Here is a 13,237-nt window from a genome sequence, read left to right as displayed (position 1 = left end):
GGTCGGGAGGACCAGACCATGGGTGTTGAAGGAATTGGCGCACGCGTCGTGCGCAAGGAAGATCGCCGGTTCATCACCGGACAAGGACGTTACGTCGACGACGTTAAAATGGTCGGCATGAGCTACGCTCACTTCGTCCGCAGCCCGCACGCCCATGCCAAGGTCAAGGGCATCAATTCCACCGAGGCCATGAAGATGCCCGGCGTGATCGCGGTGCTGACCGGGCAGCAGATCGTCGACGACAAGGTCGGCAACCTGATCTGCGGCTGGGCGATCACCTCGAAGGACGGTTCGCCGATGAAAATGGGCGCGTGGCCGGCGATGGCGCCGGAGACCGTGCGCTTCGTCGGACAGGCGGTCGCAGTCGTGATCGCCGAGACCAAGAACCAGGCCAAGGACGCGGCCGAAGCCGTCGTCGTCGATTACGAAGAGCTTCCCGCGGCGGCCGACATCAAGGCTGCGATCAAGCCGGGCGCGCCGCAGCTGCATCCCGAGGCCCCCGGCAACATCGTCTATGACTGGCACCTCGGGGACGAAGCCGCGGTCAAGGATGCCTTCAGCAAAGCCGCCAATGTGGTGACGCTCGACCTCACCAACAACCGCCTGGTGCCGAATGCGATGGAGCCGCGTGCGGCGGTCGCGCATTACGACCAGGCCGAGGAGCACTACACGCTCTACACCACGTCGCAGAACCCGCACGTCGCCCGCCTCGTGCTGTCGGCGTTCTACAACATCGCGCCCGAGCACAAGCTGCGCGTGATCGCGCCCGACGTCGGCGGCGGCTTCGGCTCCAAGATCTACATCTATCCGGAAGAGATGGTGGCGCTGTGGGCCTCGAAGAAGGTTAACCGTCCGGTGAAGTGGACCGGCGACCGCTCGGAAGCCTTCCTCACCGACGCGCATGGCCGCGACCATGTCTCGAAGGCGGAGATGGCGTTCGACAAGGACAACAAGATCCTTGGCCTGCGGGTGAAGACCCACGCCAATTTCGGCGCCTATATGTCGCTGTTCTCCTCGGCGGTGCCGACCTATCTCTACGCGACGCTGCTGTCGGGCCAGTACGTGATCCCGGCGATCTATGCCGAGGTGATCGGCGTCTACACCAACACCACGCCGGTCGACGCCTATCGCGGCGCGGGCCGCCCCGAGGCGAGCTACCTGATCGAGCGCATGATGGAGACGGCGGCGCGGCAGTTGAAAGTCGATCCGGCCGAGCTGCGCAAGAAGAACTTCATTACTTCGTTCCCGTATCAGACGCCGGTCATCATGGCGTACGACATCGGCGACTTCCACGCCTCGCTCGACGCTGCGATGAAGGCGATCGACTATGCCGGCTTCCCGGCCCGCAAGGCCAAGGCGAAAGCTGATGGCAAGCTGCGCGGCATCGGCGTCTCCTGCTACATCGAGGCCTGCGGCATCGCGCCGTCGAAGGCGGTGGGCAGTCTCGGCGCCGGCGTCGGCCTGTGGGAATCGGCGGAGATCCGCGTCAACCCGGTCGGCACCATCGAGGTGCTCACCGGGTCGCACAGCCACGGCCAGGGTCACGAGACGACGTTCTGCCAGATCATCGCGGAGCGGCTCGGCGTGCCGATCAGCCAGGTCTCGATCGTCCATGGCGACACCGACAAGGTGCAGTTCGGCATGGGCACCTACGGCTCGCGCTCGCTCGCGGTCGGCGGCACCGCGATCGTGAAGGCGATGGAGAAGGTCGAGGCCAAGGCCAAGAAGATCGCGGCCCACGCGCTCGAGGCGTCCGAGAGCGACATCGTGATCGAGAATGGCGAGTTCAAGGTCACCGGCACCGACAAGTCGATCGCGCTGCCGATGGTCGCGCTCGCCGCCTACACCGCGCACAATCTGCCCGACGGCATGGAGCCCGGCCTGAAGGAGACGGCGTTCTACGACCCGACCAACTTCACCTTCCCGGCCGGCGCCTATATCTGCGAGCTCGAGGTCGATCCGGCTACCGGCAAGACCTCCTTCGTCAACTTCGTGGCAGCGGACGATTTCGGCCGGCTGATCAACCCGATGATCGTCGAAGGCCAGGTTCACGGCGGCCTTGCCCAGGGCATCGGCCAGGCGCTGCTGGAAGGCGTGGTCTATGACGGCACCGGTCAGCTCGTGACCGCGTCCTTCATGGATTACACCATGCCGCGCGCCGACGATCTGCCGTCGTTCCAGCTCTCCCACACCACGACGCTGTGTCCGGGCAACCCGCTCGGCGTCAAGGGCTGCGGCGAAGCCGGCGCGATCGGCGCCTCGGCTGCCGTGATCAACGCGATCACGGACGCCATCGGCAACAACAAGCTGGAAATGCCGGCGACGCCCGATCGCGTCTGGCACGCCATTCACGGTTGAGGGAGGAAGAGCCATGTACGAGACCAATTATCATCGCGCTTCCTCGGTCGCCGACGCTGCCGCAACCTTCGCCAAAGGCGCGGAATCAAAATTCCTCGCCGGCGGGCAAACCCTGCTTCCCGTGATGAAGCAGCGCCTCGCGGCGCCGTCGGACGTGATCGATCTCTCCAAGGTGCAGGAGTTGATCGGCATCGAGGTGTCGGGCGACACCGTCACCATCAAGGCCGCGACGCCGCATTACGACGTGGCGCAAAGCGAGGCGGTGCAGAAAGCGATCCCGGCGCTGGCGCATCTGGCGTCGGGGATCGGCGATCCGGCCGTGCGCTATCGCGGCACGATCGGCGGCTCGCTCGCCAACAACGATCCGGCGGCGGACTACCCGGCGGCGGTGCTGGCGCTCGGCGCGACGGTCAAGACCAACAAGCGCTCGATTGCGGCGGATGACTTCTTCAGGGGCCTGTTCTCGACGGCACTCGAAGACGGCGAGATCATCACGCAGGTCGCATTCCCGGTCCCGGCCAAGGCGGGCTACGCGAAATTCCCGAATCCGGCCTCGCGCTTCGCGCTGACCGGCGTGTTCGTCGCCAAGACCAAATCGGGCGATGTCCGCGTCGCTGCGACCGGCGCGTCGCAGAGCGGCGTGATGCGGGTCGGGCCGATCGAGCAGGCGCTGAAGGCGAACTGGGCGGCCTCGGCGCTCGACAGCGTGACCATCCCGGCGAGCGGCCTGCTTGCCGACATCCACGGCTCGGCGGATTACCGCGCCAACCTCGTGAAGGTGATGGGACAGCGGGCCATGACCGCCGCGGGCTGATCAAGCAGTGCGCTTTAGCGCCTAAACACAAGTCTGCAACGGCGCGCAGCGATGCGCGTCGTTCGCGTTTTTACCGGCCGCATGAGGCAAAAGGTGCTTGCCACATCGCGCATTCGGCGAGACAATTTAGCTAATCAGCTAATTAAAAATACCGTCAGACGGGCGGCTGGGGAAACGCAGGAAGTTCGGCGCCAAGTCGGTCGTAGCCCAGCCGCATAACACCACCCAACCAACGGAACAACAAACGTGCTCGACAAGCCTGCCTCCCAAACCGCCGCTCGCACCTCGGGCCCGCTCACCGGCTTCCGCATCGTCGAATTCGCCGGCATCGGTCCCGGCCCGTTCGCCTGTATGCTGCTCGCCGACATGGGTGCCGAGGTCATCACGCTGGATCGGGTCGGCGCGGGCAAGAATCTGAAGGCGGTCGCAACCCGCGGCCGCAAGGTCATCGAGCTCGATCTCAAGAACAAGGCGGCGATCGCGGAAGTGCTCGAGCTGCTCGGCCATGCCGATGCGCTGATCGAAGGCTTCCGCCCCGGCGTGATGGAGCGCCTCGGCCTCGGCCCCGATGTCGTGCTCGCGCGCAATCCAAAACTGGTCTACGGCCGCATGACCGGCTGGGGCCAGGAAGGCCCGCTGGCGAATGCCGCCGGCCACGACATCAACTACATCTCGATCACCGGCGCACTGGCTGCGATCGGCACCAAAGAGAAGCCGGTGCCGCCGCTCAATCTGGTCGGCGATTTCGGCGGCGGCGCGCTCTACCTTGTGGTCGGCGTGCTCGCAGCACTCCTGGAAGCGCAGAAGTCCGGCAAGGGCCAGGTGGTCGATACCGCGATGTGCGATGGCGCGGCCTCGCTGATGTCGATGTTCTACGACATGGCCGCGCAGGGCCGCTGGAGCGGCGGCCGCGATCAGAATTTCCTCGACGGCGGCGCGCATTTCTACGGCGTCTACGAATGCTCCTGCGGCAACTTCATCTCGATCGGCTCGATCGAGCCGCAGTTCTACGCACTGCTGCGCAAGCATGCCGGCCTGACCGACGCCGACTTCGACGCCCAGATGGACCGCAAGGCCTGGCCGGCGCTTAAGGCGAAGCTGGAGAAGGTGTTCAAGAGCAAGTCGCGCGCCGACTGGTGCACGATCATGGAAGGCACCGACATCTGCTTCGCGCCGATCCTCACCATGGAGGAAGCACCGAAGCATCCGCACATGGCAGCCCGCCACGTGTTCGTCGAACGCCACGGCGTCACCCAGCCCGCCCCCGCGCCGCGCTTCTCGCGCACGCCGTCGGCGATCCGCGAGCCGGAGCTTGCGAGCATTGGCGAGGTGACGAGCGCATGGAAGGCGGGGAAATAGTCTCGCCGTCATTGCGAGGAGCGAAGCGACGAAGCAATCCAGGTCTCCGCAAGCGGTGAGATGGATTGCTTCGCTTCGCTCGCAATGACGAGGTCATGCGGCTCGGTCGCCGCTACGCCGCGTGATCGACCTTGAGCACGCCGCGGCGGATCTGGTCTTCCTCGATCGATTCGAACAGCGCCTTGAAGTTGCCCTCGCCGAAACCATCGTCGCCCTTGCGCTGGATGAATTCGAAGAAGATCGGCCCGATCGCATTAGCCGAGAAGATCTGCAGCAGCACCTTGGTCTGGCCGCCCTCGACCACGCCTTCGCCGTCGATCAGGATGCCGTTGCTCCGCAACCGCGCGACGTCCTCGCCATGCTTCGGCAGGCGGGTGTCGATCCGCTCGAAATAGGTGTCGGGTGGCGACGGCATGAACGGCAGGCCGTCCGCGCGCAATCTCTCGACCGTTGCGTGGATATCGCGCGCGCCGCAGGCGATGTGCTGGATGCCCTCGCCGTGATAGGTGTTGAGATATTCCTCGATCTGCCCGGAATCGCCGGCGTCCTCGTTGATCGGAATCCGGATCTTGCCGTCCGGGCTGGTCAGCGCGCGCGAGAACAGGCCCGACGCGCGGCCCTCGATGTCGAAGAAGCGGATCTGGCGGAAGTTGAACAGCTTTGCGTAGAAGCCGGTCCAGACATCCATGCGGCCGCGATGGACGTTGTGGGTGAGGTGATCGATGTAATACAGGCCGGAGCCGGCGGGGCGCGGGTTGGCGGCGCCTAGCCACTCGAACTCGGCATCATAGGCCGAGCCCTTGGCGCCGTAGCGGTCGACGAAATACAGCAGGCTGCCGCCGATGCCCTTGATCGCCGGCACATCGAGCGTCTTCTGCGCCGACGATACCTCGGCGGGCTCGGCGCCCAGCGCGATCGCACGCTCATAGGCGCGCCTCGCATCGACCACGCGGAACGCCATCGACGGCGCGCAGGGGCCGTGTGCGGCGACGAAGTCGAAGCCGTGGCTGCCGGGCTCCTCGTTGACGAGATAGTTGATGTCACCCTGGCGATAGACCGTGATGGCCTTGGTCTTGTGCCTGGCCACCGCGACAAAGCCCATCAGCTTGAACAAAGCGTGCAGCTCGCCGGGATTGGGGTGGGCGTATTCGACGAACTCGAAGCCGTCGGTGCCCATCGGGTTCTCGGTGCTGATTTCGGCCGGCGGCGCATCGTGCGGAAACGGACCCATGGCGGCAACTCCCTGATTTGTCCGGGACCAGTTTCCGTCACTTGCGGCGCAACGTGCGTGCAAAATGGACCTCGATTTGCTAAATTCGCGCACGATCCGTGCATGGAATGGATACTTAGCGCATGCCACAAGTCGACGCTTTCGACCTCAAAATGCTCGCTGCCCTGCAAGACGACGGCCGGTTGACCAACCAGCAGCTGGCCGATTTGGTCGGCCTGTCGGCCTCACAATGCTCGCGGCGGCGGATGCGGCTGGAGGAGGAGAAGGTGATCGCCGGCTACCACGCCGACCTCTCCGGCGAGGCGCTCGGCTTCGGGCTGATCGCCTTCATCCACATCACGCTGGCGACCCACTCGCCCGACAACGCCAAGCGGTTTCGCGAACTGGTCAACCGCGTCGACGACATCCAGGAAGCCTACGCGGTGACGGGAGACGCCGACTACGTGCTCAAGGTGATGCTGCGCGACCTCAAGAGCCTGTCCGACATCGTCAACAACGTGCTGATGCCGCACCAGAGCGTGGCCCATGTTCGCTCCTCGATCGTGCTCGACCGCCTGAAGGAGAGCACCAAGCTGCCGCTGAAATCGCTGCAGGCGTGATCCGGCGCGAATCGAGGGAATTTCGTCATTCGCTTTCGCGACACGATTTGCGATCATTCCGCCAACACCCGGCTAGAGAGACGACCATGGCGCTGCAGCTGCGACCGAACTGCGAATATTGCGACAAGGACCTGCCGCCGAGCGCGCTCGACGCACGAATCTGTTCGTACGAATGCACGTTCTGCGCGGATTGCGCCGAGACCAGGCTCGGCAATGTCTGTCCGAACTGCGGCGGCGGCTTCGCGCCACGGCCGATCCGCCCGGCCAAGCCGTGGCGGCCGGGCGTCTGCACCGTGAACCAGCCGCCGTCGGACCAGCGGGTGCATCTGAAGTACAGCGTCGAGGACTGCGCGACGCATACGGCGCGCTTGCGGGATATCAGGCCGGAGGAGCGGTGAGCTTCAGCTCGTCATTGCGAGCAAAGCGACGAAGCAATCCATGGTTCCGCGTAAGTGGAGCGATGGATTGCTTCGTCGCTTTGCTCCTCGCAATGACGGAGACGATTTACTCCGCCGCCGCGATGGTGCCTTCGACTTCGCCGAACCCGACACGGTAGCCGTCGCCCTGGCACCAGCCGCGCATCACCAGCGAATCGCCGTTTTCGAGGAACGAGCGCGTGACCCCGCTGGCGAGCTCGACCGGCTCGGTGCCGTTCCAGCTGATTTCGAGCAGACTGCCGCGCTGGTGCTTTTCCAGGCCGGAGATCGTGCCGCTCCCTAGGAGATCGCCGACATTCATCGCGCAGCCGGACGAGGCGTGATGCACGAGCTGCTGCACCGACGACCAGTACATGTATTTGAAGTTGGTGCTGCAGATCGTCTTGGCCTCGTTCATCGCACCCGCACGGAGCGCGACATCGAGCTGCATGTCGTAATTGTTCGGCTGGGTCTGCTTCAGGTAAGCCAACGGCTCCGGCTCCTGCTTCGGACCCGGCATCCGGAACGGCTCCAGCGCCTCGCGCGTCACCACCCACGGCGAGATCGAGGTTGCGAACGCCTTGGCCTGGAACGGGCCGAGCGGCACATACTCCCATTGCTGGATGTCGCGCGCGCTCCAGTCGTTGAGGATGACGAAGCCGAAGATCATCTCCTCAGCCTGTTTCTCGGTCAGCATCTCACCCATCGCCGATGCCTGTCCAACGACGACCCCCATCTCCAACTCGAAGTCGAGCCGCTTGCAGGGACCGAAGCTCGGCACCTCGGCGCTCGGCGGCTTCAGCTGGCCGCGCGGACGCCTCACCTTGGTGCCGCTGACCACGACGGTCGAGGCGCGACCGTTGTAGCCGATCGGCATGTGCAGCCAGTTCGGCTGCAGCGCGTTGTCCTTGCCGCGGAACATGACGCCGACATTGGTGGCGTGCTCCTTCGACGAATAGAAATCGGTATAGCCTGCAACGGCGAACGGCATGTGCAGCCTGACGTCGGCCATCGGCACCAGCGCCCGCGCGCGCAATTCCCTGTTGTCGCGCAGCTCAGGATGATCCGAGCGCAGCAGTTCGCTGATCCGCGCCCGCGTCGCCGACCACACCTTCGGCCCGAGCGCCATGAAGGCGTTGAGCGACGGCTGCGAGAATACGCCGAGCGGCCCGACATCGAGCCGCGAGTCCTGTTCGAGCTCCCAGAGGTCGAGCACATAATCGCCGATCGCAACGCCGACGCGCGGCGCAAGCCCGTCCTTCGACGAGAACACGCCATAGGGCAGGTTCTGGATCGGGAAGTCGGAGCTGGGCGCGACGTCGATGAAGGAGCGTAGCTTGGGGTCGTTGGGGTAGGGCATGGTTTCCTGCCGAAATGATTGACGCACTCTATCTCTCGTCATTCCGGGATGCGCCGTAAGGCGCAGGCCCGGAATCCATCAGGCCACATGTCGCGCGGAGCAATGGATTCCGGGCTCATCGCTTCGCGATGCCCGGAATGACGAAGACTGAATTCTACGGCTTGTTCGGATCGAACTTCTTCTCGAGGCCCTTCCAGCAATCCGCGTAATCATCCTGCAACATCGATGAGGTCGCGGCGTGCTGCGTCACGCGTTGCGGGAAACGGGTCTCGAACATGAAGGCCATGGTGCCGGTCAGCTTGACCGGCTTCAGCTCGCCGTTGCTGGCGTGCTCGAACGCTTCGCGGTCGGGGCCGTGCGGCAGCATGCAATTGTGCAGGCTGATGCCGCCGGGCACAAAGCCCTGCGGCTTGGCGTCGTAGACGCCGTAGATCAGGCCCATGAACTCCGACATGATGTTCATGTGGTACCACGGCGGACGGAAGGTGTTGTCGGCCACCAGCCAGCGCTCCGGGAAGATCACGAAGTCGATGTTCGCGGTGCCGGCGGTCTCCGACGGCGAGGTCAGCACCGTGAAGATCGACGGGTCGGGATGATCGAAGGCGATCGCGCCGACCGGCGAGAAGGTGCGCAGATCGTATTTGTAGGGCGCGTAATTGCCGTGCCAGGCGACCACGTCGATCGGCGAATGCGGCAACGTCGTCTTGAACAGCGAGCCGCCCCACTTCACGTAGAGCTCGGTCGGCGTGTCCTTGTCCTCGTAGGCGGCGACCGGCGTCAGGAAGTCGCGCGAATTGGCCAGGCAATTGGCGCCGATCGGGCCGCGCTCCGGCAGCGTGAAGGCGCCGCCGTAATTCTCGCAGAGATAACCGCGCGCCGGTCCGCCTGGAATTTCCACGCGGAATTTGACGCCGCGCGGGATCACCACGATCTCGCCCGGCTCGGCATCGATGCGACCGAACTCGGTGACGAAGCGCAGCTTGCCCTGCTGCAGCACGAACAGCAGCTCGCCGTCGGCATTGTAGAAATGCTGATCGACCATCGATTTGGTGATGAGATAGACATGCGCCGCCATGCCGGCCTGCGTATTGGCATCGCCCGCCGTGGTCATGGTCTGCACGCCCTGCAGGAAGGTCATGTCCTGTTTCGGGATCGGCGCGGGATCCCAGCGCAGTTGCGCGATCGGCATGTCGTATTCGTGACACGGCGCGGTGCGCCACAGCCCGCTATCTGCCTTGGCGAAACGGCCGGAGTGCCGCACCGACGGCCGGATGCGATACAGCCACGAGCGCTCATTGGTGCCGCGCGGCGCAGTGAACGGGGAGCCGGACAGCTGCTCGGCATAGAGCCCGTAGGCGCAGCGCTGCGGCGAGTTGCGCCCCATCGGCAACGCGCCGGGCAAGGCCTCGGTCTCGAAGCTGTTGCCGAAGCCGGACATGTAGCCCGGGGTGACTTGCCCCGAGCTGCGCACGATCTGATCAGGCGAGGTATTGATGTTCATGTCTATCCTCCTCCTTGCAGGGCGGCCCACATCTCCTGGTCGCGCTTGTCGGTCCAGATCACGGGATCGTCGATCCCGGACGCTTCGTCATAGGCACGGGAAACGTTGAACGGCAGGCAGTGCTCGTAGATCGCGAAATCAGAGAATTTCGGATCCATCACCTCGCGGGTCGCCGCCATCGATTCCTTCAAGCTGCGGCCCTTGGCGACGGAAGACTCCGCCGCACCGTAAAGCGTGGTGACGAAATCGCGGGTCATCGCGATCGCATCGCGCCCGGTCTCGAGGCCCTTCAGCGCATCGCCGCGGCCCGGCGCGATCGCCTTCGGATTGAAGGCGCGGATCTCGTTCAGGGTCGTCGGCCATTCGCGCAGATGCGCATCGCCGCAATAGCAGGCCGAGTGGTATTCAATCAGATCGCCCGAGAACATCACCTCGGCATCCGGCACCCAGGCGACGATGTCGCCCGAGGTGTGGCCGGCGCCGAGCTGCATCAGCCGCACCTCGCGCTTGCCGAGATAGATCGACATCTCGCCCTCGAATGTCAGCGTCGGCCAGGTCAGGCCGGGAATGCTGGCGGCATCCTGAAACAGCCGCGGGAAGCGGCCATATTCGGAATCCCAGTCCTGCTGGCCGCGTTCCTCGATCAGCCGATAGGTCTCTTGCGAGGCGACGATGCCCTGCGCGTGATAGGCGGATGCGCCGAGCACGCGCACCGCGTGATAGTGCGACAGCACGACGTACTTGATCGGCTTGTCGGTGACGGTCTTGACCCGCTCGATCACCTTGTTGGCCATCGCCGGCGTCGCCTGCGCGTCGAACACCAGGCAGCCGTCCTCGCCGACGATCACGGCGGTGTTGGGATCGCCCTCGGCGGTGAAGGCGTAGAGATCGGTGCCTATCTCGGAGAAGGTCACCTTCTTCTCCGCGAGATCCGTGGTCGATGCGAAACCTTTGGCCATCAGTTCATTCCTGTCCGTTTGATCAGTGCTGTTGCTGTTGCTGTTGTTGTTGTTGCTGCTGGCTCGCGTCGAGAAGCCGCCGCTTGGCCAGCGCGATCGCCTCGCGCAGCACGTCGAGATCGCCGATATGGTTGGCGAGTACCAGAACCAGCGCGGCATCGAGATCGGCGCTCTGCGCGTCGGAGAGGCCGCGATGCGCCTCGACGATGGCGCGGAAGGCGTCGTCGGGCTTTGCGAAGTTCGAACTGGTCGACAGCGCCATGATGGATCCTCAGCTCACGCCGGTTGCACGCGCCAGCGCCGCATCGAGTACCGGCCGCGCGGCGTTGCGGAAGCGTGCCGCAACATAACCATCCGGCCGCAGCAGATAGGCGGTGCCGGGCGCAGCGTCGTAGCGCTTGCCGGCAAGGCCTTGCGCGTCGACCAGCCCGCCCTCGCCGCCGACCCGGATGGAGCCGACACCGTCGGGCACATCGACATCAGCGCCATTGCCAAACTCCAGCAGGGTGAAACGCGTTCCCTGCTTGATGAAAACGTCGGTCAGATAGCTCGAACCGCCGCCCTGCTCGGTCACCGGCGCGTCCAGCATGGAGGCGCCCGGCGGCGGGCCGCCGCGCCAGTCGTCACGATCGCCGCTCGACAGCGGCGTGTCATAGATCGACGGCACCGACAGCCGCCCGCCATTGACCATGCGCTTGCCGAACTCGGTATCCTTGGCGAGCGACAGCACCGCCTGGCGCAGCCGCGCCTCCTGTCGCGTCACCGGCGCCATGAAATCGGTCGAGCGGGTGGACTCGCGGATGTTCTCGTCCGCCGCGGCACTGCGCTCGATGTGGTAGGTCTCGAGCAAGCCTTCCGGCGACAGCCGGCGCAGCACGCGATCGAGCTTCCACGCCAGATTCTCGGCATCCTCCAGCCCTGAATTGGCGCCGCGCGCACCGAACGGCGAGACCTGATGCGCGGAATCGCCGGCGAAGATCACCCGGCCATGGATGAACTTGGCCATCCGGCGGCACTGGAACTTGTAGAGCGAGATCCATTCGAACTCGAACTTGTCATGCCCCAGCATGCGCTCGATCCGCGGCCGAACATTCTCGGGCTGCTTCTCGGCTATGGGATCGGCATCGGGATTGAGCTGCAGATCGATCCGCCAGATGTCGTCCGGCTGCTTGTGCAGCAGCGCCGAGCGTCCGGCATGGAACGGCGGATCGAACCAGAACCAGCGTTCGGTCGGAAACGCCGCGGTCATCTTGACGTCGGCGATCAGGAATTGGTCCTCGAACACCTGGCCTGCGAACTCCGCACCGACCATCTGCCGCAGCGACGAGCGGGCGCCGTCGCAGGCGACGACGAAGGAGGCGTGGACGTGATAAGCGCCTTCGGGCGTGGCGATGGTCAGCGCGACGCCGTCATTGCGGCTCTCCAGCGCGATCACCTTGTTGCGCCAACGCAGATCGATGTCGGGCAGCTGCTCGACCCGGTCGACCAGATAGGCCTCGGCGTAGAACTGCTGCAGATTGATGAAGGCCGGTCGCTTGTGGCCCTCTTCGGGAAGCAGATCGAACTGGTAGAGCTGCGAGGCGCCGTGAAAGATCTTGCCGACGCTCCACACCACGCCCTTCTCGACCATGCGGTCGCCGACACCGAGGCGATCCCAGAACTCCAGCGAGCGCTTCGAGAAGCAGATCGCGCGCGAGCCCTCGCCGATCCGGTCGGCATCGTCGAGCAGCACCACGCGCTGGCCGCGCTGGGCGAGATCGATCGCGAGCGACAATCCAACCGGCCCGGCGCCGACCACGACAACCGGATGCTCCGCGACGTTGGCGGCCGACCGGTCCTGGTCGGGGTGGCGGCGATAGCCGAACTGGGTTTTGGCCTCTGCCGTGTTGGCTGCCATTGCGTGACCCTGGATGTTCCCTTGTACCGGCCCTCGTCTATGGCTCAGGCTGCGGCTTGTGTGACTGGCTTGCGACAGGACCTTGCGGGTCGGCCGCGAGCTTGCTAAATTAGTCTCACTTGCAACTATCTTAAACCCCCAGTCGAGCCCGCCGTCAACTCAAATTGGAGGAATTTTTGGTCAGGACCTCTGCAAGCCAGCCTCCAGCCCGGGCGCAGAGCGCCGTGGAAGTGGACGCGCACGACGATGCCGCGCCGGCGAAGAAGCGCCTCGACCTCTTCCACTTCATGCCATTCCGCCTGAACCGGCTGGCGGCTGAGGTGAGTTCGGCGCTGTCGAGCGAATACCAAGCGCGCTACGGCCTCGACATTCCGGAGTGGCGCGTGCTCGCGACGCTCGGCTTCCGCAGCGATCCCTGCAGCGCGCAATACATCGCGCATTGCACGCGCACGCACAAATCCACCATCAGCCGCGCCGTCTCGGCGCTGATGGAGCGCGAGATCGTCGAGCGCGTCGAGAACGCCGACGACCGCCGCGAATTCCGCCTGCGGCTGACCAAAAAGGGCCAAGCGCTGTACGAGGAGTTGATCCCGCGCCTGTTGCGCAAGGAGCAGGAGATATTGTCCTGCCTCTCCGCACAGGAGCGCCGCGACCTCGGCCGCCTGCTCGGAAAGGTCGAGAGCAGCCTCGAGCTGGTGCAGACCAGTGAAGAGGCCGACGCGAAGGACGTGTATTAGGACCCC

Annotated in this window: 12 protein-coding genes; 6 read left to right on the top strand and 6 right to left on the bottom strand. The window is 64.8% G+C overall.

Annotation, left to right across the window (positions count from 1 at the left end; all coding sequences use genetic code 11):
* Positions 1-18 precede the first annotated feature (18 nt).
* From ACVINW_RS12760 to ACVINW_RS12750, 3 genes are all read left to right on the top strand, one after another.
* On the top strand, positions 19-2,358 hold the full coding sequence (locus tag ACVINW_RS12760) for a xanthine dehydrogenase family protein molybdopterin-binding subunit (protein WP_456751612.1): 2,340 nt from the start codon (positions 19-21) through the stop codon (positions 2,356-2,358).
* Positions 2,359-2,371: 13 nt separating this feature from the next.
* A complete protein-coding gene (locus ACVINW_RS12755) occupies positions 2,372-3,172 on the top strand; it encodes an FAD binding domain-containing protein (protein ID WP_456751611.1) in 801 nt (266 codons plus the stop codon).
* A gap of 246 nt (positions 3,173-3,418) precedes the next feature.
* Positions 3,419-4,531: a CaiB/BaiF CoA transferase family protein gene (locus ACVINW_RS12750; RefSeq protein WP_456751610.1), complete on the top strand. Its 1,113-nt coding sequence runs from the start codon at positions 3,419-3,421 to the stop codon at positions 4,529-4,531.
* A 112-nt stretch (positions 4,532-4,643) separates the two neighbouring features.
* Here ACVINW_RS12750 and hppD read toward each other — a convergent pair whose 3' ends face one another.
* The gene (gene hppD / locus ACVINW_RS12745) at positions 4,644-5,762 is read right to left on the bottom strand and encodes a 4-hydroxyphenylpyruvate dioxygenase (RefSeq protein ID WP_456751609.1); all 1,119 of its coding nucleotides are present in this window, start codon (positions 5,760-5,762) and stop codon (positions 4,644-4,646) included.
* 122 nt (positions 5,763-5,884) lie between these two features.
* On the opposite strand from hppD, the gene ACVINW_RS12740 reads away from it, so the two are divergent.
* Both ACVINW_RS12740 and ACVINW_RS12735 read left to right on the top strand, forming a co-directional pair.
* Positions 5,885-6,361 carry an Lrp/AsnC family transcriptional regulator gene (locus ACVINW_RS12740; protein WP_456751608.1) on the top strand — a complete coding sequence of 159 codons (477 nt, stop codon included), beginning with the start codon at positions 5,885-5,887 and terminating at the stop codon, positions 6,359-6,361.
* An 86-nt stretch (positions 6,362-6,447) separates the two neighbouring features.
* Positions 6,448-6,759: a DUF1272 domain-containing protein gene (locus tag ACVINW_RS12735; protein ID WP_456751607.1), complete on the top strand. Its 312-nt coding sequence runs from the start codon at positions 6,448-6,450 to the stop codon at positions 6,757-6,759.
* A gap of 106 nt (positions 6,760-6,865) precedes the next feature.
* On the opposite strand, the gene fahA is transcribed toward ACVINW_RS12735, so the two are convergent.
* The 5 genes from fahA to ACVINW_RS12710 form a co-directional block, all read right to left on the bottom strand.
* The gene (gene fahA / locus ACVINW_RS12730; protein ID WP_456751606.1) at positions 6,866-8,137 is read right to left on the bottom strand and encodes a fumarylacetoacetase; all 1,272 of its coding nucleotides are present in this window, start codon (positions 8,135-8,137) and stop codon (positions 6,866-6,868) included.
* Between the two features lie 154 nt (positions 8,138-8,291).
* The gene (gene hmgA, locus ACVINW_RS12725; RefSeq protein WP_456751605.1) at positions 8,292-9,638 is read right to left on the bottom strand and encodes a homogentisate 1,2-dioxygenase; all 1,347 of its coding nucleotides are present in this window, start codon (positions 9,636-9,638) and stop codon (positions 8,292-8,294) included.
* 2 nt (positions 9,639-9,640) lie between these two features.
* Entirely contained in the window at positions 9,641-10,597 is a 957-nt protein-coding gene (locus ACVINW_RS12720; RefSeq protein WP_456751604.1) for an MBL fold metallo-hydrolase, read from the bottom strand.
* 22 nt (positions 10,598-10,619) lie between these two features.
* Complete coding sequence (locus ACVINW_RS12715; protein WP_456751603.1) at positions 10,620-10,859, bottom strand: DUF2783 domain-containing protein; 240 nt, start codon at positions 10,857-10,859, stop codon at positions 10,620-10,622.
* A 9-nt stretch (positions 10,860-10,868) separates the two neighbouring features.
* Positions 10,869-12,494 (bottom strand): FAD-dependent oxidoreductase, encoded by a 1,626-nt coding sequence (locus ACVINW_RS12710; protein WP_456751602.1) that lies wholly within the window; start codon positions 12,492-12,494, stop codon positions 10,869-10,871.
* 287 nt (positions 12,495-12,781) lie between these two features.
* Between ACVINW_RS12710 and ACVINW_RS12705 the strand changes: the two genes are divergently transcribed.
* Positions 12,782-13,231 carry a MarR family winged helix-turn-helix transcriptional regulator gene (locus ACVINW_RS12705; RefSeq protein ID WP_249137848.1) on the top strand — a complete coding sequence of 150 codons (450 nt, stop codon included), beginning with the start codon at positions 12,782-12,784 and terminating at the stop codon, positions 13,229-13,231.
* Positions 13,232-13,237 lie beyond the last annotated feature (6 nt).

It is taken from the genome of Bradyrhizobium sp. USDA 4461 (genome assembly GCF_054055655.1).
This window is presented reverse-complemented; position numbering and strand designations above follow the sequence as displayed.

What these genes read in the sequence shown, in the direction of transcription:
- ACVINW_RS12760 (WP_456751612.1), top strand. Translation starts at nt 19, where the DNA reads ATGGGTGTTGAAGGAATTGGCGCACGCGTCGTGCGCAAGGAAGATCGC.
- ACVINW_RS12755 (WP_456751611.1), top strand. Translation starts at nt 2,372, where the DNA reads ATGTACGAGACCAATTATCATCGCGCTTCCTCGGTCGCCGACGCTGCC.
- hppD (WP_456751609.1), bottom strand. Translation starts at nt 5,762, where the DNA reads ATGGGTCCGTTTCCGCACGATGCGCCGCCGGCCGAAATCAGCACCGAG.
- ACVINW_RS12740 (WP_456751608.1), top strand. Translation starts at nt 5,885, where the DNA reads ATGCCACAAGTCGACGCTTTCGACCTCAAAATGCTCGCTGCCCTGCAA.
- ACVINW_RS12735 (WP_456751607.1), top strand. Translation starts at nt 6,448, where the DNA reads ATGGCGCTGCAGCTGCGACCGAACTGCGAATATTGCGACAAGGACCTG.
- fahA (WP_456751606.1), bottom strand. Translation starts at nt 8,137, where the DNA reads ATGCCCTACCCCAACGACCCCAAGCTACGCTCCTTCATCGACGTCGCG.
- hmgA (WP_456751605.1), bottom strand. Translation starts at nt 9,638, where the DNA reads ATGAACATCAATACCTCGCCTGATCAGATCGTGCGCAGCTCGGGGCAA.
- ACVINW_RS12720 (WP_456751604.1), bottom strand. Translation starts at nt 10,597, where the DNA reads ATGGCCAAAGGTTTCGCATCGACCACGGATCTCGCGGAGAAGAAGGTG.
- ACVINW_RS12715 (WP_456751603.1), bottom strand. Translation starts at nt 10,859, where the DNA reads ATGGCGCTGTCGACCAGTTCGAACTTCGCAAAGCCCGACGACGCCTTC.
- ACVINW_RS12710 (WP_456751602.1), bottom strand. Translation starts at nt 12,494, where the DNA reads ATGGCAGCCAACACGGCAGAGGCCAAAACCCAGTTCGGCTATCGCCGC.
- ACVINW_RS12705 (WP_249137848.1), top strand. Translation starts at nt 12,782, where the DNA reads ATGCCATTCCGCCTGAACCGGCTGGCGGCTGAGGTGAGTTCGGCGCTG.